19 protein-coding genes are annotated in these 17,960 nt (G+C 73.2%); 15 read left to right on the top strand and 4 right to left on the bottom strand.

Annotation, left to right across the window (positions count from 1 at the left end; genetic code table 11):
• Positions 1–44 precede the first annotated feature (44 nt).
• The 12 genes from OG505_RS13065 to OG505_RS13010 are packed head-to-tail and all read left to right on the top strand — an operon-like array spanning position 45 to position 12,194.
• On the top strand, positions 45–1,469 hold the full coding sequence (locus tag OG505_RS13065) for a phenylacetate--CoA ligase family protein (protein WP_405433482.1): 1,425 nt from the start codon (positions 45–47) through the stop codon (positions 1,467–1,469).
• Complete coding sequence (locus tag OG505_RS13060; protein ID WP_405433481.1) at positions 1,453–2,103, top strand: prephenate dehydratase; 651 nt, start codon at positions 1,453–1,455, stop codon at positions 2,101–2,103. Before OG505_RS13065 ends, OG505_RS13060 begins: the two co-directional genes overlap by 17 nt.
• A gap of 34 nt (positions 2,104–2,137) precedes the next feature.
• Positions 2,138–3,427 (top strand): amidohydrolase family protein, encoded by a 1,290-nt coding sequence (locus OG505_RS13055; protein ID WP_405433479.1) that lies wholly within the window; start codon positions 2,138–2,140, stop codon positions 3,425–3,427.
• Positions 3,427–4,716 carry an MFS transporter gene (locus tag OG505_RS13050; protein WP_405433477.1) on the top strand — a complete coding sequence of 430 codons (1,290 nt, stop codon included), beginning with the start codon at positions 3,427–3,429 and terminating at the stop codon, positions 4,714–4,716. The genes OG505_RS13055 and OG505_RS13050 overlap by 1 nt, the downstream gene beginning before the upstream one ends.
• Complete coding sequence (locus OG505_RS13045; RefSeq protein WP_405433475.1) at positions 4,713–5,501, top strand: B3/4 domain-containing protein; 789 nt, start codon at positions 4,713–4,715, stop codon at positions 5,499–5,501. The genes OG505_RS13050 and OG505_RS13045 overlap by 4 nt, the downstream gene beginning before the upstream one ends.
• Entirely contained in the window at positions 5,498–6,733 is a 1,236-nt protein-coding gene (locus tag OG505_RS13040) for an ATP-grasp domain-containing protein (RefSeq protein WP_405433474.1), read from the top strand. Before OG505_RS13045 ends, OG505_RS13040 begins: the two co-directional genes overlap by 4 nt.
• Positions 6,724–7,944: an MFS transporter gene (locus OG505_RS13035; RefSeq protein WP_405433472.1), complete on the top strand. Its 1,221-nt coding sequence runs from the start codon at positions 6,724–6,726 to the stop codon at positions 7,942–7,944. Before OG505_RS13040 ends, OG505_RS13035 begins: the two co-directional genes overlap by 10 nt.
• A gap of 26 nt (positions 7,945–7,970) precedes the next feature.
• A complete protein-coding gene (locus OG505_RS13030; RefSeq protein WP_405433470.1) occupies positions 7,971–9,275 on the top strand; it encodes a TrpB-like pyridoxal phosphate-dependent enzyme in 1,305 nt (434 codons plus the stop codon).
• A 55-nt stretch (positions 9,276–9,330) separates the two neighbouring features.
• Positions 9,331–10,035, top strand: coding sequence for a flavodoxin family protein (locus tag OG505_RS13025; protein WP_405433468.1), 705 nt, complete (start codon positions 9,331–9,333; stop codon positions 10,033–10,035).
• A complete protein-coding gene (locus OG505_RS13020; RefSeq protein ID WP_234581760.1) occupies positions 10,025–10,372 on the top strand; it encodes a cupin domain-containing protein in 348 nt (115 codons plus the stop codon). The genes OG505_RS13025 and OG505_RS13020 overlap by 11 nt, the downstream gene beginning before the upstream one ends.
• A complete protein-coding gene (locus OG505_RS13015) occupies positions 10,369–10,737 on the top strand; it encodes a chorismate mutase (protein ID WP_405433466.1) in 369 nt (122 codons plus the stop codon). The genes OG505_RS13020 and OG505_RS13015 overlap by 4 nt, the downstream gene beginning before the upstream one ends.
• Positions 10,734–12,194: a UbiD family decarboxylase gene (locus tag OG505_RS13010; protein WP_405433465.1), complete on the top strand. Its 1,461-nt coding sequence runs from the start codon at positions 10,734–10,736 to the stop codon at positions 12,192–12,194. Before OG505_RS13015 ends, OG505_RS13010 begins: the two co-directional genes overlap by 4 nt.
• On the opposite strand, the gene OG505_RS13005 is transcribed toward OG505_RS13010, so the two are convergent.
• Positions 12,139–13,650 carry a PLP-dependent aminotransferase family protein gene (locus OG505_RS13005; RefSeq protein WP_405433464.1) on the bottom strand — a complete coding sequence of 504 codons (1,512 nt, stop codon included), beginning with the start codon at positions 13,648–13,650 and terminating at the stop codon, positions 12,139–12,141. The genes OG505_RS13010 and OG505_RS13005 overlap by 56 nt on opposite strands.
• Positions 13,651–13,674: 24 nt before the next feature.
• Complete coding sequence (locus OG505_RS13000; protein ID WP_405433463.1) at positions 13,675–14,169, bottom strand: MarR family winged helix-turn-helix transcriptional regulator; 495 nt, start codon at positions 14,167–14,169, stop codon at positions 13,675–13,677.
• A 156-nt stretch (positions 14,170–14,325) separates the two neighbouring features.
• Between OG505_RS13000 and OG505_RS12995 the strand changes: the two genes are divergently transcribed.
• Positions 14,326–14,748, top strand: coding sequence for a DUF6069 family protein (locus OG505_RS12995; protein WP_405433462.1), 423 nt, complete (start codon positions 14,326–14,328; stop codon positions 14,746–14,748).
• 108 nt (positions 14,749–14,856) lie between these two features.
• Here OG505_RS12995 and OG505_RS12990 read toward each other — a convergent pair whose 3' ends face one another.
• Positions 14,857–15,342, bottom strand: a complete 486-nt coding sequence (locus OG505_RS12990; protein WP_405433461.1) for a hypothetical protein — start codon at positions 15,340–15,342, stop codon at positions 14,857–14,859.
• Between the two features lie 173 nt (positions 15,343–15,515).
• Positions 15,516–15,953 (bottom strand): DUF6223 family protein, encoded by a 438-nt coding sequence (locus OG505_RS12985; RefSeq protein ID WP_405433460.1) that lies wholly within the window; start codon positions 15,951–15,953, stop codon positions 15,516–15,518.
• Between the two features lie 220 nt (positions 15,954–16,173).
• Between OG505_RS12985 and OG505_RS12980 the strand changes: the two genes are divergently transcribed.
• Entirely contained in the window at positions 16,174–17,292 is a 1,119-nt protein-coding gene (locus tag OG505_RS12980; protein ID WP_405433459.1) for a sensor histidine kinase, read from the top strand.
• On the top strand, positions 17,289–17,951 hold the full coding sequence (locus tag OG505_RS12975) for a response regulator (protein ID WP_405433458.1): 663 nt from the start codon (positions 17,289–17,291) through the stop codon (positions 17,949–17,951). The genes OG505_RS12980 and OG505_RS12975 overlap by 4 nt, the downstream gene beginning before the upstream one ends.
• The last annotated feature ends 9 nt before the right edge of the window (positions 17,952–17,960 follow it).

The following is a 17,960-nucleotide window of genomic DNA, read 5'->3' as shown; positions in this document are numbered from 1 at the left end:
CCGATCGCACCGCAGCCGGCGCACCCCTGGAGAGGATCCCGACCATGTGGCTTCCGACCACTGGACCGGCGGCCGACTTCGCCGTCGACTACCTGGCCCTGCACAAGGCCTTCTACGACCGCACCCTCGACCCGGCCGACCTGAACGCGTGGCGGGAACGCCAACTGCGCACGGTCCTCGACCAGGTGACGACCGGGTCGCCGTTCTACGCCCGGCACCTGGCCGACGTGGACCTCACCACGATCACCCCGGCGACCCTCGACCGGCTGCCCTTCACGACGAAGACGCACCTGCGCGAGGAGATGCTCGACGTGCTCAGCCGGCCGCTGGCCGACGGGGTCTTCTTCTACGAGACGACCGGCACGACGGGCCGCGCGACCCCGTGCCCCCGCGACGGTCGGGAGGTGGTGGCCAGCAACGCCCACGTCACCGAATCCTGGGCGTCCGTCTTCCGCCACCACTGCGGCGACCACCCGCCGCGGATCGGGCTGATGGGCCCGACCGAGGTGCACTCCTTCGGCGACACCCTCGGTGACATCGCCCGCAACGTCGGCTCGCTCAACGCGAAGATCTGGCCGTACTCGCCGGTGATCGGGTTCGCCAAGGCGTTGCAACTCATGAAGGACCTGGAGCTGGAGGTCGTCTGCTGCACGCCGGGTGTGGCCATGATGCTCGCCAAGGCGGCCGAGCACTACGGCTACCGGCTGCGCGAGGACTTCGCCGTCAAGCTGCTCTTCGTCACCGGCGAGATGTGCACCCCGGCGCTGGCCCGCAACCTGGAGTCCGTCTGGGGCGCGGACGTCTACAACATCCTGTACGGCTCGCAGGAGGCGTTCGTCATCGCCACCGCCTGCCGCAACAAGCGGATGCACCTCTCCCAGACCAACTACCTGATCGAGGTGGTGGACCCGGAGACCGGCGCGTCGCACGGCCCGCGCGGCAGCGGGGAACTCACCGTCACCATGCTGATCGACGGGGTGAAGCCGCTGGTCCGCTACCGCACCGGCGACGCGGTGATCGTCGAGGCGTCCGACTGTGACTGCGAGATGGCCGGCGACCTCGTGCAGATCGTCGGGCGGACCCTGGACCGCATCGAGCTGGGCGGTCGACGCTTCACCGCCGGCCAGATCGAGACGGCCGTGTTGACCGGGGTCACCGGCTCCGGCGGCTACCAGGTGGTGATCGAGCACGACCCGGCTGCCGGCGGCGACCGGCTGACCGTCCGCCTGGAACTGCTCAAGGACCTCGTCGACGACCCCGCCGGTGTGGCCGACGGCGTCCGGGCGCGGGCCGCCGCCGCGCTCGGTGTACCCGTCGAGGTGGAGCTGACCGACGGGCTCGACCCGATCGTCAGCACCGGCGCCTTCGTGAGCTGGAAGGCCGCCCGGATCGTCGACCGGCGGGTCGAGGCCGACCACGAGACCCAGGTGGCGCAGCGGATGGCGGGCAACCGTGGCTACACCACCTGAGACCGTCGCCGACGAGCGGGTGCCGGCGCTGCCCGGGCCGCTCGCCGAGGCGTACGGGCGGCGCTGGCGCAGCGTGGTGGACGGCTGGGCGAGCCGGCCCGGCACCACGCTGGCCACCCTCGGCCCGCCCGGGACGTCCAGCCACCTGACCGCGGTGTTCCTCGCCGAGCGGCACGGGCTGCGCGTCGAGCTGTCCGACACCTTCGACGCGGTGCTCGCGGCGCTGGTGGACCGGCGGGTCGACCAGGCCCTCGTGCCGAGCGCCTATCAGGGGCTCACCCGCTTCCACTGGCACCGCGACCTGCGGCTGGAGGCCTACTTCGCCCAGGCCACCCCGGAGTACGGCATCGCGGCCCATCCGGACCGCGAACCGGACCTGTCCGGCGGTCAGCTCGCCGTGGCCGCCCTCTGGGAGGTCCGGCGGATCTTCACCGACCTCGCGCCACCGGCCCTGCGGGACCGGTCGGTGCGGTGGGTGGACGCCGACTCCACCCAGCACGCCGCCGAGATCCTCGCCGCTGGCGGCGCCGACCTCGCGGTGACCAACGCGCCCGGGGTCGACCGCCACGGCCTGCGGTGGGTGGCCCGCCGCCCGGGCGCCGAGATCGTGTGGACCCTGTTCGGCCGCCGCTGAGAGCCAGACACCGAGAGAACCGGAGAGAAGCCTCGTGTCCCGACGAATGCTGCTGCACCGCGCCACCGTCCAGGAAGGACTGGGGGTGCCCTCCCGGCCGTGCCACAGCGTGCTGCTCGACGGCGAGCGCATCGTGGCCGTGCTACCCGAGGCGCAGGCGCCCCTGCACGACCCGGACACCGACGTCCTGGACCTCGACGGCCGTACGGTCATGCCGGGCATGACGCTCGGCCACACCCACATCGCGTACCTGAACGTGCTCGACGGTCGGGAGATGCTGTTCAAGCACACGATCCCGGAGGTCACCCTCGGCGCCGCCGCCAACGCCGCCGCCATGCTGCGGCTGGGTTACACCGCCTTCGTCGGCGCCGGCTCGGTGGCCGGCATCGACATGGCGCTGCGCCGGGCGATCGACGCCGGGCAGCTGCCCGGCCCGCGCATCACCCCGTGCAGCCGGGACCTGATGGTGTCCGGTCCGCCGGAGCGCCGCAACCCGGCGGTCAAGCAACGCATCCCGAGCGACCTCATGCGGCTGGCCGACACCCCCCAAGAGCTGATCGAGTACGTCGACACCGAGGTCAAGCAGGGCGCGGAGATCATCAAGGTCTTCTCCACCGGCGACGACACGTTCCCCAACGGCCGCTCCCACGAACTGCTGTTCACCGCCGAGGAGCTGGTGATCGCGGCGCGGGCGGCGCACGAGCGGGGGGTCCGCATCCGGGCGCACTCGCGCGGGCTGGGCGGCATCCGCAACGCCATCGCCGCCGGGGTCGACGTGATCGACCACGCCACCTACGCCGACGACGCCGCCCTGGAGGCGATCGCCGAGCGGGGCATCTTCGTGGTGCCGAGCCTGCACCAGCCGTACCGGCTGCTCACCGACGGCACCCGGCACGGCAAGACCCCGGAGTACCTGGAGACCCTCGAATTCCAGGCCGAGGTGGAGAACACCCTGCGCATCCTGCCGCTGATGGTGCAGATGGGCATCCCGATCGTGGCCGGCGACGACTTCGGCTTCGCCTGGACCCCGCACGGCCGGTACGCCGAGGAGCTGGAGACCTACGTGACAATGGCCGGCATTCCCGCGCCGGTGGTGCTGACCTGGGCCACGGCCAACGGCGCGCGGCTGGCCGGGCGCGGCGACGAGGCGGGCACGGTGCAGCCGGGCCGGCTGGCCGACCTGGTGGTCACCGACGGCGACCCCGCCGAGGACATCACGGTGCTGGGCCGGCCGGAGGCGATCGAGCTGGTGCTGCTGGGCGGCCGGGTGGTCGCCGGGGACGTCGCCCGCTACCGCGCCGGGCAGCCGGCGGGAGTCGCGTGATGCGGCGGTCCGTGCCGGTCGTCCCGCTGCTCGCCGTCGGGGCGTTCGCCATCGGCACCGACACCTTCGTCGTCGCCGGGGTGCTCCCCGAGGTGGCCCGCACGCTGCGGGTGAGCGTCGCCTCGGCCGGGTGGGTGAGCACGGTCTTCGCCCTCGCGTACGCCGTCGCCGCCCCGGTGCTCGGCGCGCTGGCCGGCCGGCTGGAGCGGCGTACCGTGCTGGTGATCTCGCTGGTCGGGTTCACCCTGGGCAACGTCGCCTCGGCGCTCGCCCCCGACCTGCCGCTGCTGCTGCTGGCCCGGGTCCTCACGGCGGTCAGCGCCGCGCTCTACGTCCCCGCCGCCACCGCGTCGGCGGCCGCGCTGGCCCCTCCCGAGCGGCGCGGCCGGGCCATGGCCGTGGTGCTCGGCGGCCTCTCCGCGGCCACCGTGGTCGGGGTGCCGTTCGGCACCTGGCTCGCCGCCGACCTGCAGTGGCGGGCCACCTTCTGGCTGCTCGCCGCCCTCGGCGCCGCCTGCGCGGTGGCGGTGCTGGTCGGCCTGCCGCGGCTGGCGCTGCCGCCCGGCCCATCGCTGGCCGCCCGGCTCGCCCCGGCGCGCGAGAGCCGCGTCGGGTTGGCGGTGCTCACCACCGCGCTCTTCATGACCGGCGGCTACCTCGCCCTGACGTACGTCGGGGCGCTGCTCGCGCCGGCCACCGACGGCGACGGGACCCTGCTCGCGGTGCTGCTGCTGGTCTTCGGTGTGCCGGCCGTCGCCGGGACGGTGCTCGGCGGGCGGGCCACCGACCGCTTCGGCGGACTGCCGGTGCTGGTGGTCTCGATCACCGGGCTCGCCCTGGTGCTGGTCACGCTGCCGCTGACCCGGCAGGCGCTGCTTCCGGCCGCGCTGGCCATGGCGGCCTGGGGCGTCACCGCGATGGCCACGCAGCCGGCTCAGCAGCACCGGCTCTTCACGATCGCGCCGACCTCCGGGCCGCTGCTGCTGTCCCTCAACTCCTCGGCGACGTTCGTGGGCATCGCCCTCGGCGGCTTCCTCGGCAACCGGCTGTTGCGCCACGGCGGCGGGGACGCCCTCGACCTGCTCGGGCCGGTCGGCGCCGCACTCTGCGTCCTGGCGGTGGGCACCACGCTGCTCGGCGCGCGGGCCCGTGCCGGCCGTCGCGACGATCAGCCACCGACCGCCGGATTGGCCACACCGGATCACCCCGGATTGGCCACACCCGGTGGTCGTCGCGCTGCGTACGGTCGGACCGACAATCGGACCCGAACCTCACGAGGATCACGATGACCCAGCTCAGCGACGGTGCGGACACCCTCACCGTCCGCATCGACGACCGGGTGCTGACCGCAGTGCCGGACTACGTCCTCGGCGTGCTCGCCGTGCCGACAGTCGAGGTCGCCCCGGCGCCTCCCAGCGTGTCGGCGCTGCTGACCGCCTCCGAGGACGCGCTGCACGCGGCCGGCCTGGACAAGGCGGGGGTGGCCGAGTTGCCGGGCATCGCCGCGTGGCGGGAGGCGTACCGGACGGTGGGGGTGAACCCGAACCGGTTCCCCTGCGCCGCCGAGTCGATCGCCCGACGGGTCGCCAAGGGCGACCGGCTGCCGCGGATCAACGCCCTGGTCGACCTCTGCAACGCCGTCTCGCTCGGCGCGGCGCTGCCGGTGGCCGCGTGCGCGGTCGACGGCATCACCGACCTCGTCGTCCGACCGGCCGACGGCACCGAGACGTTCCTGCCTCTCGGCGTGCCCGACGCGCCGGAACGACCCGAACCGGGCGAGGTCGTCTACGCCGACGCCGACGGCCGGGCCCACTCCCGGCGCTGGAACTGGCGGCAGGGACACCTGGTCCGCACCGACCTGGGCCGGCACCGGCTGCTGCTCACCGTCGAGTCGGCCCACCCCGGCGGCCGGGCGGAGGTGGTGGACGCGCTGGCCCGGCTGGCCGCCGCCCTCGACGACCTGTCCGACACCCCGCGCCAAGAGGCGGTGCTCGATCGAGGGACGACCAGCGCCGTCCTGCGCACCGCTGGCCCGCTCAGCCCCGCCGGCAACCACCAGGGGAGCCGTCCGTGAACCGCGCGATCCTGGTGATCTACCGGCCGGCGGCCGGTCGGTACGCGGCCCAGTTCCGCAGCGTGGTCGCCGCCGCCGCCGAGCTGGGCGTGACCACCGTGGCGCTGCTGCCGACCGGGCAGCCCGCCACCGAAGCCGCCGGCCTGCCCTGCTACCACGCCGACCTCGACGACACCGCTGCCGTCCGCTCGGTCGTCGCGGCGATTCTCGCCACGCACCCGGTGCGGCGCATCTTCCCGCTCTTCGAGGGTGACGTGCTGACCGCCGCGTACTGCCGGCGCGACCACGGCATCGACGGGCTCGACCCGGAGCAGGCCCTGGCCTTCCGGGACAAGAACGTGATGCACCGCCGGGCCACCGAGCTGGGCGTGCCGGTGGCCCGCTCGTGCCGCCCCGAGACGGTGGGAGCGGTCGCCGAGTTCGCCGCCGAGGTGGGCTGGCCGGTGGTGATCAAGCCGTACGCCGGCTGGGCCTGCGGCGACACCCACCGGGTGGACTCCACCGAGGACCTGGCCCGGGTGTGGCCGCTGATCGCCGACGACCGGCACGACTACCGGGTGGAGGAGTACGTCCGAGGCGCCGAGTACCACGTCGACTCGCTGCTGCGCGACGGCGAGGTGGTCTTCGAGCAGCTCTCCCGCTACACGTACTCGGTCCTGGAGTTCCGCGACGAGCCCGGCGGCACGGTCTCCCGCAAGCACGGTCTGACCCCGGCGGAGCGGCGCATCCTGGCCGCCAGCGCCACCGTGCTGCGCGGCTTCGGGATGCGTACCGGTGTGGCCCACGTGGAGTTCTTCCTCCGCGACGACGGCGAGGTCGTCTTCGGCGAGGCGGCCGCACGGGCCGGCGGCGGCTCGATCGTCCCCGCCATCCAGGCCGGCCGGGGAATCAACCTGGCGGGGGAGTGGTGCCGCCTGGAACTGGACCCGGCGCACGTGCCGGCGGCCACCCTCGGCCCGGAGATCGGCACCGAGTACCTCTGCTCCGAGCGGTACGGCCGGATCACCGCGATCACCACAGCCGACGAGCTGCGGGCGCTGGACGCGGTGCGCGACGCGGACGTGTGGAAGACCGTCGGGGACGTGCTCGCCGTGCCGACCGCCTCCAACGACGTGCTCGGCTGGTACGTCTGTGCGGGCCGGGACTTCGACGACGTCCGCGCCCGGTTCAAGGTCATCCGGGATTCCTTCGAGGTGCGCACCGAGCCGGTGGGGGAGCCGTCATGTGGCTGACCCGGTTCCGGGCCCTGCCGCGCCCGCTGCGGATGCTGGTCTACGCCTCCTTCATCAACCGGGCCGGCATGTTCGTGTTCCCGCTGCTCGCGGTCTACCTCGTGCAGAGCCGGCACCTGAGCACCGGCGAGGCGGGCGTGCTGATCTCCGTCGGCAGCACCGGTCTGCTCGCCGGCAGCCTGCTCAGCGGCCCGGTCTGCGCCCGGGCCGGCCGACGTGCCGCGCTGGTGTCGAGTCTGCTGCTCAACGCGGCCGGTTACCTGGGCCTCGCCCTGGTCAACGGTCCCACCTGGACGTACGCGGTGCTGCTCTTCGTCGCGCTGGTCGGGATGGGGATGTTCGCGCCGGCGGCGAACACGCTGATCGCCGACCTGACCGAGCCCGGTGAGCGGCCCTTCGCGTACACGGTCAGCTACCTCGCCAACAACCTCGGCATGGGGGTCGGCCCGCTGCTCGGCGGGTTCGCGGCGGCCTTCTCCTACCAGCTGATGTTCGCCGGGAACATCCTGCTCGGGCTGCTCGCGGCGGCCACCATCTGGCTCTTCGTGCCGGCGGACACCCGGCGTGCCGCGACGGCGTCGTCGACCGCGAGCACCGGCCGGGCCAAGCTGCTGCGCGACCTCGACGTGGCGGTGCTGGTGCTCGTCTCGTTCTGCTACGTCGCGCCGCTGATCGGCCTGGAATACACGCTGCCCCTCGCGGTCACCACCGTGCTGCACTCGTCGGTGGCGCTGGTCGGCGCGGTCTACACCATCAACAGCGTCGTCGTGGTCAGCGCCAGCCTGCTGATCGAGAAGCGGATCAAGGCGTACTCGACCCGGGTTCTGCTGATCGTGGCGGGCCTGCTCTGGTCGACCGGGATGGCCGTCCTGGTGTTCGCGTTCTCGTTGCCCGCCGTCCTGCTCTCCACCGTCGTCTGGACCCTCGGCGAGATCATCGCGTCGGTGGTGGTGCCCACCTACATCGCCGACCACGTGGCCGAGCACCGGGTCAGCGGCTTCATGGCCCTGAACGCCTTCGTGCTCAGCTCCGCCCGGCTGGTCGTGCCGATGGGTCTCGGGTTCATCTGGCAGACCCAGGGCCACCGTCCCGTCCTCCTGCTGCTCCTGCTGACCCCGGTGGTCGGCATGGTCGCGTTCGCAGCGCTGCGGATCCGACCGGCCGTCCGGCCCGTGCCGGCACTCGCCGAACCGGCCACCGCCAGTCCGTGACACCCCACCCCGCATCGGAAGAGGCCATGACCGCGACGAAGTTCGTGCTGCCCGAGAGTGACATCCCGACGACCTGGTACAACGTGGTTCCCGACCTGCCCAAGGGACTGCCCCCGATGCTGCACCCCGGCACCCGGGAGCCCATCACCGCGGCGGATCTCGAACCGCTCTTCGCCACCGGCATGATCGAGCAGGAGTTCACCACCGAGCGGGACGTGGACATCCCCGGGCCGGTGCTCGACATCTACCGGCAGTGGCGGCCCAGCCCGCTCGTGCGCGCCCGTCGCCTGGAGCAGGCCCTCGACACGCCGGCCCGGATCTACTTCAAGTACGAGGGGGTCAGCCCGGCCGGCAGCCACAAGCCGAACACCGCCGTGCCGCAGGCGTACTACAGCAAGCTCGACGGCGTGCAGCGGCTGACCACCGAGACCGGCGCCGGCCAGTGGGGCAGCTCGCTCTCGATGGCCTGCGCGTACTTCGGCCTCGACTGCGAGGTCTTCATGGTCCGGGTCAGCTACGACCAGAAGCCGTACCGGCGGGGATTGATGGAGACGTTCGGCGCGTCGGTCACCGCGAGCCCGAGCGACCGTACCGAGGCGGGCCGGGCGGCCCTCGCCGCCGACCCGGACTCCACCGGCAGCCTGGGCCTGGCCATCTCCGAGGCGGTGGAGGCGGCGATGTCCAGCGGCGGCGCCGCCAAGTACGCCCTGGGCTCGGTGCTCAACCTGGTGCTGATGCACCAGACGATCATCGGGCAGGAGGCGCTGCTCCAGCTCGCGATGGCCGACGACTACCCGGACATCGTGGTCGGCGCGGCCGGCGGCGGCTCCAACTTCGCCGGGCTGGCCCTGCCGTTCCTGCGCCGCCAGCTGGGCGGCGGCCCGACGGTGCGGTTCGTCGCCGCGGAGCCGGCCTCCTGCCCGTCGCTGACCCAGGGCAGCTACGACTACGACTTCGGCGACACCGCCGGGCTCACCCCGCTGGCCAAGATGCACACCCTGGGCCACGACTTCCACCCGCCGGCGATCCACGCCGGTGGGCTGCGCTACCACGGCATGGCGCCGATCGTCAGCGCGCTGCGGGACATCGACCTGATCGAGGCGCGGGCGGTGCCGCAGACCGCCTGCTTCGAGGCGGGCGTGCTGTTCGCCCGCAGCGAGGGGATCGTGCCGGCGCCGGAGTCCACCCACGCGGTCCGGGTGGCGGTCGACGAGGCGCTGCGCTGCCGGGAGACGGGCGAGTCGAAGGCCATCGTCTTCTCCCTCTCCGGGCACGGCCACTTCGACATGCAGGCCTACATCGACTACTTCGCCGGAAAACTGACCGACTGACCTCGCAGGGGGTGGGCGCCGCTGCGGCGTCCACCCTTCGCGACGAGCACCGGGGGTGCCATTGCACAGCGAAGCAGCGACCATCCTCGCCATCAACGGATCGGAACGGCCCGGTGGCAACACCGACCACGCCATCGCGTACGCGGGCAAGCTGATCGCCGAGCGGGGCGCGATCCTGCGCACCATCGCGCTCCGCGAACACCGCATCTCGCCGTGCAGCCCGTGCGGCGACTGCAACAGCCGTACTCTGCCCTGCCAGGTGGACGACGACGTCCCCGCCCTGGTGGAGCAGATGGCCAGCGCCGACGGGCTGATCTACGCGGCGCCGGTGCACGGCTTCGGCCTCGCCCACCTCATGCAGGTCTTCATCGAGCGGGCGGGCGTCGGCTACCTGCGTTTCACCCGGCCGCTGGCCGACAAGGTCGGCGGCATCATCGTCACCGGGCGTCGGTACAGCGACTCCTCGGTGCACAACCAGATCGTCAACAACCTGCTGCTCAACCGGATGATTCTGGTGGGCAGCGGCTTCCCCGTCCTGCTGCGCAACACCACCGGCGCTCCGGGCCTGACCGACGTCGAGGGCGTCGACGCGCTGGAGCGGATGGTGCACCGGATGCTCGACATGGTGCAGCTGCTCAAGCGGCACCAGCGGGTCGACGGTGGCCCGGTCCTCCCGCGCCGCGACCGCAACGAGCGTGTCCCGCGGCCCCGTCGCACCGAAACCGTCCACACCAGAGGAGATATCGAGAATGTCCACTGAGCAGGTCGCCGCGCCGGTCGGCATCGACTTCCCGGCCACCGAGTGGGAGAGGTGGGACAAGCCGGGAGCCGAGGGGCGCGTCAAGATCTCGTACGTCGGAGGTCAGCGTCTGCGCCTGCTGGAGCTGCCGCCGGGCTTCGACGAGCACCACTGGTGCCTGCGCGGGCACACCGGCTACGTCCTGCAGGGCGAGTTCACCATCCACTTCCGGGATCGGTCGGTGCCGTGCCGCCCCGGCATGGGCTTCGTCATTCCCGACGACGAGGAGCACCGGTCCCAGGGCAGCGACGCCGAGCCCACCGTCGTCTTCGTGATCGACCAGGTCCCGCAGCCGTGAGCGATCAGCACCAGTTCGCGCCGCCGGCCGGCTCCCCGCCGGCCGGCGGCGCCGACGGCCCGGCCCGGATCGCCGAGCTGCGGGTCGCCATCGACGCGCTCGACCAGCGGATCATCGCCCTGCTGGCGGAGCGCACCCGGGTGGTGCAGGAGCTGACCGCGCACAAGACGGACGAGGCGACCGTCCGATCACCCGACCGGGTACGACAGGTGCTCGGCCGGGTGCACGACCTGGCCGCCCAGCACGGCATGCCGCCCGAGGTCGCGGTCGGCACGTACCGGGCGCTCATCGACGAGCTGACCCGGATGCAGCTCGACATGCTGGCCGCCCGCCGTGCCACCGCGCCACTGGCGGAGGAGGGATGAGCCACCGCCCGCCCGTCGACCTGCGGCACGCCCTGGCCAGCCTCGACCCGCTCCCGGGCGAGCTGGTCCGCGTCCCCACGGAGCTGCCCGCCCGCTACGGCGTCTCCGCCCACTACGCCCGCTGGGCGGGCGCCCCCGCTGCCCCGCCCACCGGCGCCGGCCCGGCGGTGCTCTTCGACCGGGTACGCCCCGACCACGGCCCGACCCGGGCGGTGCTGATGGGCCTCTACGGCACCCGCCGGCGTGCCTCCGGTCTGCTCGGGTGCACGCCGGCCGAGCTGCCGCACCGGCTGCTCGCCGCGGTGGCCGCCCCCCGTGCGCCGGTGCCCGCCCCCGACGCGTCCCGCTGGCCGCGCGAGACGCTGCCGTTGGATCTGACCGCGCTGCCGGTGCCGGTCCTCACCGACGAGGACGCCGGCCCGTACCTGACCCTCGGCGCGGTGCTCGCCACCGACCCGGACACCGGGGTCCGCAACCTGTCCGTGCACCGCATGTGCGTGCAGGGGCCCGACACGCTGACCATCTGGATGGTGCCCGGTCGGGATCTGGAGCTCGCGTACCAGGCCGCCCTGCGCCGGGGGCGTCCGTTGCCGGTCGCGATCCACCTCGGCCTGGGCCCGGCGGTGCTGCTGTCCTCCTGCTGCCCGACCTCGCTGGTCCCGCCCGACCTCGACGAGCTGGCGGTGGCCGGCGCGCTCGCCGGTCAGCCGGTGGAGCTGCTGCCCTGCGCCACGGTGGACGCCGAGTTCATCGCGCACGCCGAGTACGTCATCGAGGGCGAGTTGCTGGCCGACCGGGTGCCGGAGAGCGCGCACGGCACGGTGGCCACGCCGGAGTTCCTCGGCTACCAGGGTCGGGCGCATCCCTCGTTGCCGCTGATCCAGGTCACCGCGATCAGCGCCCGGGAGAGCCCGATCCTGCAGTCGGTCTCCGGGCCCGGGCACGAGCAGTCGGTGCTGCTCGGCTTCGGGATGGAGGCCGCGGTGCTGGACCTGCTGCGCCGCCGGGGGACGCCGGCCCTGGCAGCGCACTGCCACACCGCGGGCGGCGGTCAGCTCATGGTGGTGCTCCAGTGGCCGGCCAAGCGCGGCCCGGCCGACGACCTCGCGGTACGCGCCGCCGCCGAGGCGGTGCTGGAGCAGTTCCGGATGGCCAAGCTGGTGCTGTGCGTGGGCGAGGACGTCGACATCGAGTCCGATCAGGACCTGTGGTGGGCGATGGTCACCCGCTTCCAGGCCGACCAGGACCTGCTCGTGCTGCCGGACCGGGAGGGCTTCCCGCTAGACCCGAGCCAGCACACCGGCTACTCCCCGTCGCTGTCCGCCGACGGGCGCACGGCGAAGGCGGTCTTCGACTGCACCGTCCCGTACGCCCAGAGCGCGCGCTTTCACCGGCCCCGCTTCACCGAGCCGTCACGTCCCGCACCGCGGCGGCCAGCAGCGCCACTCCCTCGGTGATCCGAGCGGTGGGCAGCGCCGCGTACCCGATCAGGAAGGTCGGCTCGCTCGGCGGGCGGGTGACGAAGTAGCCCGACGCCGGGTAGACCCGGACGCCTCGCGCGGCGGCGGCGCGCACGATCTCGGCCTCGCCGACGTCGAGCGCGCCGCCCAGGGTCACCAGCACGTGCAGCCCGGCCGCCGTGCCGGAGATCCGCACTCCCGCGCCGAAGTGTTCGTACAGCGCCTCCAGCAGCCGGGCACGCCGCTGCCGATAGAGGCGGTCCATCCGGCCGATGTGCCGGGCGTACGCGCCGGAGGCGATGAACTCGGCCAGCGCCTCCTGGGTCAGCGTCGGGGTCAGTCGGTCGGTGATCCACTTGACGCCCAGGAACGACCGGACGAGATGTGGCGGCAGCACCGCGTACCCGATGCGCAGCGAGGGGAAGAGGGTCTTGCTGAAGCTGCCGACGTAGACCACGTCGGCGTCCTGCGGGTCGGCGGCCAGCGACGGCAACCGCTCCTCGGCGAAGGTGAACTCGTTGTGGTAGTCGTCCTCCAGCACCGTGGCACCGTGTTCGCGAGCCCAGCGCAGCAGCGCCCGTCGCCGCCGCTCGGACATGATGAACCCGGTGGGGAACTGGTGCGACGGGGTGACGTAGACCAGGCGTACCCGGGCCGGGTCGAGGCCGTGCGCGCGGACCTGGCAGTCGATCTCGTCGACCCGCAGACCCTCCTCATCGACACCGACCGGCACCACCGCGGCCCGTGAGTAGCCGAAGATCTGCCGCAGCACGGTGTGGCTCGGGTCCTCGATGATCACCACGTCGTCGGGGCCGACGAGCAGCCGGACCAGGATGTCCATGGCCTGGGTGGCGCCGCTGGTCACCACCGTGTTCTCCCGGGTGGCGTCCAGCGCACGACTGCGCCGCAGCAGGGCGGTGATCTGGGCACGCAACGACAACGCGCCCTCGGCCGGGCCGTAGCCCAGGGCCACCGCGTCGGCCCGGCTCACCGCGTCGGCGAGCGACTGCCGCCACCGGGTGACCGGGAAGCTGGCCAGCGCCGGGGTGCCGTGCCGGAAGTCGTACGTCCCGTCCGGGCGGTGCATCGGCGCCGGTTCCCACGGCTTCCACAGCGGACTGCCGGCGTCGGTGGGCAGCGGAGGCTCGGGGCGCAGGTGCGCGCGACCGGTACGCGGCACGGGTGGGGGCGCGTCAGCCAGGGCGCTGCTCACCCGCGTGCCGGAGCCCCGGCGCGAGGTGAGCACCCCGTTGGCCCGCAGCAGCTCGTACGCCCGGGTCACCACCGTGCGGGAGACCCGGAGCTGGTGCGCCAGCTCGCGGCTGGGCGGCACCGTGTCGCCGGGGCGCAGCCGGCCGGCCCGCACGGACCCGCTGATCTGGTCGCAGAGCTGCTGCTGCAACGGAACCGGACTGTCGCGGTCCAGCGTGACGAGGAGCCGATCCGAACTCACCTGCCCATGCTCCCCCGGTCGAGGTCAGGCTGCCCGGGAGGATCGCCTGCGGGCGGGACGGTCGGCCTGCACGAACGTCGACAGCCGGCCGTCCACCAGTCGACCGAGCACGTCCAGGAAGATCGCGCGGTCGCGCGACGGGATCGTGGCGAGGATGTCACCCTGCAGTCGCGCGACGATCTGCCGCGCCTCGGCGACCAGCCGCTCGCCGGCCGGCGTGACGGTGACGATGCGGGCGCGGCGGTCGGTCGTCGAGGTACGGCGCTCGACCAGGCCGGCACGTTCCAGCTCGTCGAGGGTGACGACCATCGTCGTCTTGTCGATGCCGCACATGTCGCCGAGCTGGCTCTGGGTGAACTCGCCGGTGCGGCCGCGATCGAGCACGCAGTAGGCACGCGTCGAGATGCCCAGGCCGGACAGGGCGAGGGCGTGCTCCTGGGCCAGCGCGTGGGTGGCCCAGGACATCAGAAACATCAGATCAGGCGCTGCGGTATCGGGCCCCGAGGTACCGGTGGTCATGGCAGCAGCCTAGCAACTAGTTCGTGATTCGAACTATCTCGTAGCGGAGCATCATGCGCGTCACCAAGAAAGTTAAGAACGAGATAGTAAAGAACGGAACCTTCTGGTACGGTTCGATCTCGACAACGCGTTCTCTCCACTGAGGAGTCACCCCTGATGTCTGCGGAAGCCTCTGTTCCCCGAGCCGCCGACGGCACTTTGCGCGTCCGGCACCGATCCATCGCCCTCCTGGTCGCCGTGCTCGCCGCCGTGGCCGTGTGGTCGGGCGCCACCCTCGCCGGCGCGCAGCTCACCGTCGACCAGGGCGCCGGTCCGCAGGACGTCACGGTGCTCGCCGTGATCATGAACTCCGGGCTCGCGGCGCTGCTCGGCTGGGGCCTCCTGGCGGTGCTCGAGCGCCTCTCGGCTCGCGCCACGACGATCTGGACGGGGATCGCTGTCGCCGTCCTCGTGCTGTCCCTCGTGCCCGTGTTGCTGGTCGATGCCTCGGCCGGCACCAGGTGGGCCCTGGTCCTGATGCATCTGGTGGTGGGCGCGATCGTGATCCTGGGCTTCCGCAGAGGCGCGCGGCACGCCTGACGAGTGGCCGCCACGTCGATGCCGCACTCTCTCCTGCTCCACGCGGAGCAGGAGAGAGCGGCTTGTGCGCCCCGGCGACGGCTGGGCACGCCGCCGTTCGAGGTGGCATCAGCGCATGTCGTGGCAGCCGACCTGATCGCCGATCTCGGGTGGGATACCGAACGGGGTGCATTCGAGCGCGCTGCCCTCGCCCACCTTCCGCCACGCGCCGGACGAGTACGTGAACAGCAGCACGCCGTCGCCCTGCATCGTCGGGTCGACGGCGATCACCCCGGCGGTGGCCCACTGCCGCGCGCATTTGATGTGGTCCGGGTCGATCCGGTGGGTGTCTCCCAGCCCCGAGACCCGTTGCAGGGTCGCGGCGCCGACCGGGCAGGCGGCCTTGACGGTGGTGGTCGGCGTGGCGGACGCCGCGGTGCGGGTCGGTGACGGCACGCCGCGGTTGGTCGACGCCGGGGCGGAGGCGGTCGCGGTGCCGGAAGTGGGTGACGGGCTGCCGGCCCCGGCCACCGGGCCGGGGTCGGCAGTGGAGCAGACGGCCAGCCCCGCCAGCAGGGTGATCGGCAGGAGCACGCGCGGGGTTGTCGAGTTCATCGTTCCTCCAGGTCCGGTGCGAGCGGCGATCTGCAGCTACACGTCCTGCGGGCCGGAAAGGTTGCGCCACCGTGGCAGCCGCCAGCGTCGACGCCTGGAGCACCGACGGTCTCACCACCGGGCGGCTTCCGGCGGCGCGTCGTCCGGCGGGTGACGTGCCGCCGGACGGGAGGTCAGGTGCGGGAGCGGCGCAGCGCCAGCCCACCGAGACCGAGGGCGGCCACCCCCACCACCAGTGCCACGTACGCCCCGCCGCGCCCGTTGCCCGTGCCGATGCCGCCGTCGGAGGTCGCCACCACCAGCGCGCCGAGGGCGACGCCGATCAGCCCGGCCGCCAGAGCCACGGTGGCCCCGAGCAGCCCGTTGCCGGTGCCGACGCGGCTGGCGGGCCGGGCCAGGGCCAACGTGCCGATGATCACCCCCGCCAGGCCCAGCAGAGCGCCCACGCTCGCCCCGAGCCGCCCGGCGCTCATGGTGGTGACGGTGGCCGCCAACGGCGCGGACGAGGCGTACGCGTTGGCCGGCGCGGCCAGCCCGAATCCCCCGGCCACTGCGGACGCGGCAGCGGCGAACACCAGTCGGACCCGCTTCGGGTTTCCTGAGGGCAACATGTGCTTCTCCTTCGTCGTACGTCTCGTTCGTTGTCGTTCGATCCTGTCGCCGGTTCGACCGCCGGTCGTCCGGCAGCCGGCGGCATTCCGCGCTGCCGCCACCGGCGCAGGCAGCTGCCGCGTACGGCGCAGACTGCCGCCCGACTACCACAAGCGCGGTAGGCGCCGGTCGTCCGCGCGCAGGAGTCGCCCGCGGCGCAGGTCGGGCTAGGGTGCGCGCATGAGCGCAGGGCGTGCCGCCGTCCGGGACTGGGCGATCGCCGTCGGTGTGACGGCGGTGCTGCTGATCGCCGGGCTGTCCGCGGACCACTCCACCCTCGACGGCGACCTGCTGGGTTATCCGCTGCTGGCGGCCAGCGGCCTGGCGCTGGCGGCGCGTCGCCGGGCGCCCGTCGCCGTCCTGGCCGTCACCGGGCTGTGCGCGGTGGGTTACCAGGCGGTCGGTCTCGACGTGCCGGCCGTGGCCTTCCTGTTCGCGGTCTACACCGGCGTGCGGGCGGGCCATCGTGTCGTCACGGTCGTCGCCGCCGTGCTGATGCTCGTCGCTCTACCCCTCACCGCCCTCGCCCCGCCGCAGAACCTGCCCCCGGGGGAGGCGTTCGCCCGGGCCCGAGGCGCGCTCGAGGTGGCGTGGCTGATCGCCGCCGGCGCGGCGGGAGAGGCGTTGCGGCAGGCCGAGCGGCGGGCGGACGAGGCCGAGCGCACCCGGGAGGAGACCGCGCGACGCCGCGCCGACGAGGAGCGGCTGCACATCGCGCGAGAGCTGCACGACTCCCTCACCCACCAGATCTCGATCATCAAGGTGCAGGCCGAGGTGGCCGTCCACCTGGCCCGCCGGCGTGGCGAGGCGGTGCCGGAGGCGCTGCTCGCGATCCGGGAGGCCGGCCGTGAGGCGAGCCGCGAGTTGCGCGCGACCCTGGAGGCTCTGCGGGACGATGGCAGGAACCCGCCGCGCGGCCTCGAACACCTGCCGGAGTTGGTGCAGCGGGCCCGGATGGCCGGGCTGGACGCGACGTTGACGGTCGAGGGCGAACGACAGGCCGTGCCGGCGGCGGTGGACCGGACGGCCTACCGGATCGTGCAGGAGTCCCTCACCAACGTCGCCCGGCACGCCGCCGCGGCCACGGCGTCGGTCCGGGTCGCCTACCGTCCGGACGCCCTCGCCATCCGCGTCGACGACGACGGCACGGCCACGCCGGCCGCCGTGCCGACGCCCGGAGTCGGGCTGCTCGGGATGCGCGAACGGGTCACCGCCCTGGGCGGTCGCCTCCACGCGGCGCCCCGGGACGAGGGTGGCTTCACCGTCCACGCCGAACTGCCCGTCAGCTCGCCCGGATGATCCGCGTCCTGCTGGTCGACGACCAGGCGCTGCTGCGCAGCGGCTTCCGCGCGCTCCTGGACATCGAGGACGACATCGAGGTGGTGGCCGAGGCCGCCGACGGCCGCGAGGGGGTCGCTCTCGCCCGGCGTCACCTGCCCGACATCGCGCTCATCGACATCCAGATGCCGGTGCTGGACGGCATCGAGGCGACCCGGCTCATCGCCGCGGACCCGGCCCTGGCCGGGGTGCACGTCGTGATCCTGACCAACTACGGCCTTGACGAACACGTCTTCCACGCGCTGCGCGCCGGCGCCGCCGGCTTTCTCGTCAAGGACATCGAGCCGGAGGACTTCCTGCATGCCGTACGCGTCGCCGCGCGGGGTGACGCGCTGCTCGCGCCGTCGATCACCCGCCGACTGATCGACCGGTACGTCGCCGAGCCGCGCCACCTGCGAGCCCCGACCGGCCTGGGGGAGTTGACCATCCGAGAACGCGAAGCCGTCGTCCTGGTCGCCCAGGGCCTGTCGAACGACGAGATCGCCGCGCGCATGGTGATCAGCCCCCTGACCGCCAAGACCCACATCAACCGGGCCATGGCCAAGCTGCACGCCCGCGACCGCGCCCAACTCGTGGTCGTCGCGTACGAGTCCGGTCTGGTGGCCCCACGCCCCGACTGACCCTCGGCG

It is taken from the genome of Micromonospora sp. NBC_00617 (assembly GCF_045161355.1).
Lineage (GTDB): Bacteria > Actinomycetota > Actinomycetes > Mycobacteriales > Micromonosporaceae > Micromonospora.
The sequence above is the reverse complement of the archived record's forward strand: the minus strand, read 5'-3'. Positions and strand labels throughout refer to the sequence as shown.

What these genes read in the sequence shown, in the direction of transcription:
- OG505_RS13065 (WP_405433482.1), top strand. Translation starts at nt 45, where the DNA reads ATGTGGCTTCCGACCACTGGACCGGCGGCCGACTTCGCCGTCGACTAC.
- OG505_RS13050 (WP_405433477.1), top strand. Translation starts at nt 3,427, where the DNA reads ATGCGGCGGTCCGTGCCGGTCGTCCCGCTGCTCGCCGTCGGGGCGTTC.
- OG505_RS13045 (WP_405433475.1), top strand. Translation starts at nt 4,713, where the DNA reads ATGACCCAGCTCAGCGACGGTGCGGACACCCTCACCGTCCGCATCGAC.
- OG505_RS13035 (WP_405433472.1), top strand. Translation starts at nt 6,724, where the DNA reads ATGTGGCTGACCCGGTTCCGGGCCCTGCCGCGCCCGCTGCGGATGCTG.
- OG505_RS13030 (WP_405433470.1), top strand. Translation starts at nt 7,971, where the DNA reads ATGACCGCGACGAAGTTCGTGCTGCCCGAGAGTGACATCCCGACGACC.
- OG505_RS13020 (WP_234581760.1), top strand. Translation starts at nt 10,025, where the DNA reads ATGTCCACTGAGCAGGTCGCCGCGCCGGTCGGCATCGACTTCCCGGCC.
- OG505_RS13010 (WP_405433465.1), top strand. Translation starts at nt 10,734, where the DNA reads ATGAGCCACCGCCCGCCCGTCGACCTGCGGCACGCCCTGGCCAGCCTC.
- OG505_RS13000 (WP_405433463.1), bottom strand. Translation starts at nt 14,169, where the DNA reads ATGACCACCGGTACCTCGGGGCCCGATACCGCAGCGCCTGATCTGATG.
- OG505_RS12995 (WP_405433462.1), top strand. Translation starts at nt 14,326, where the DNA reads ATGTCTGCGGAAGCCTCTGTTCCCCGAGCCGCCGACGGCACTTTGCGC.
- OG505_RS12990 (WP_405433461.1), bottom strand. Translation starts at nt 15,342, where the DNA reads ATGAACTCGACAACCCCGCGCGTGCTCCTGCCGATCACCCTGCTGGCG.
- OG505_RS12985 (WP_405433460.1), bottom strand. Translation starts at nt 15,953, where the DNA reads ATGTTGCCCTCAGGAAACCCGAAGCGGGTCCGACTGGTGTTCGCCGCT.
- OG505_RS12980 (WP_405433459.1), top strand. Translation starts at nt 16,174, where the DNA reads ATGAGCGCAGGGCGTGCCGCCGTCCGGGACTGGGCGATCGCCGTCGGT.
- OG505_RS12975 (WP_405433458.1), top strand. Translation starts at nt 17,289, where the DNA reads ATGATCCGCGTCCTGCTGGTCGACGACCAGGCGCTGCTGCGCAGCGGC.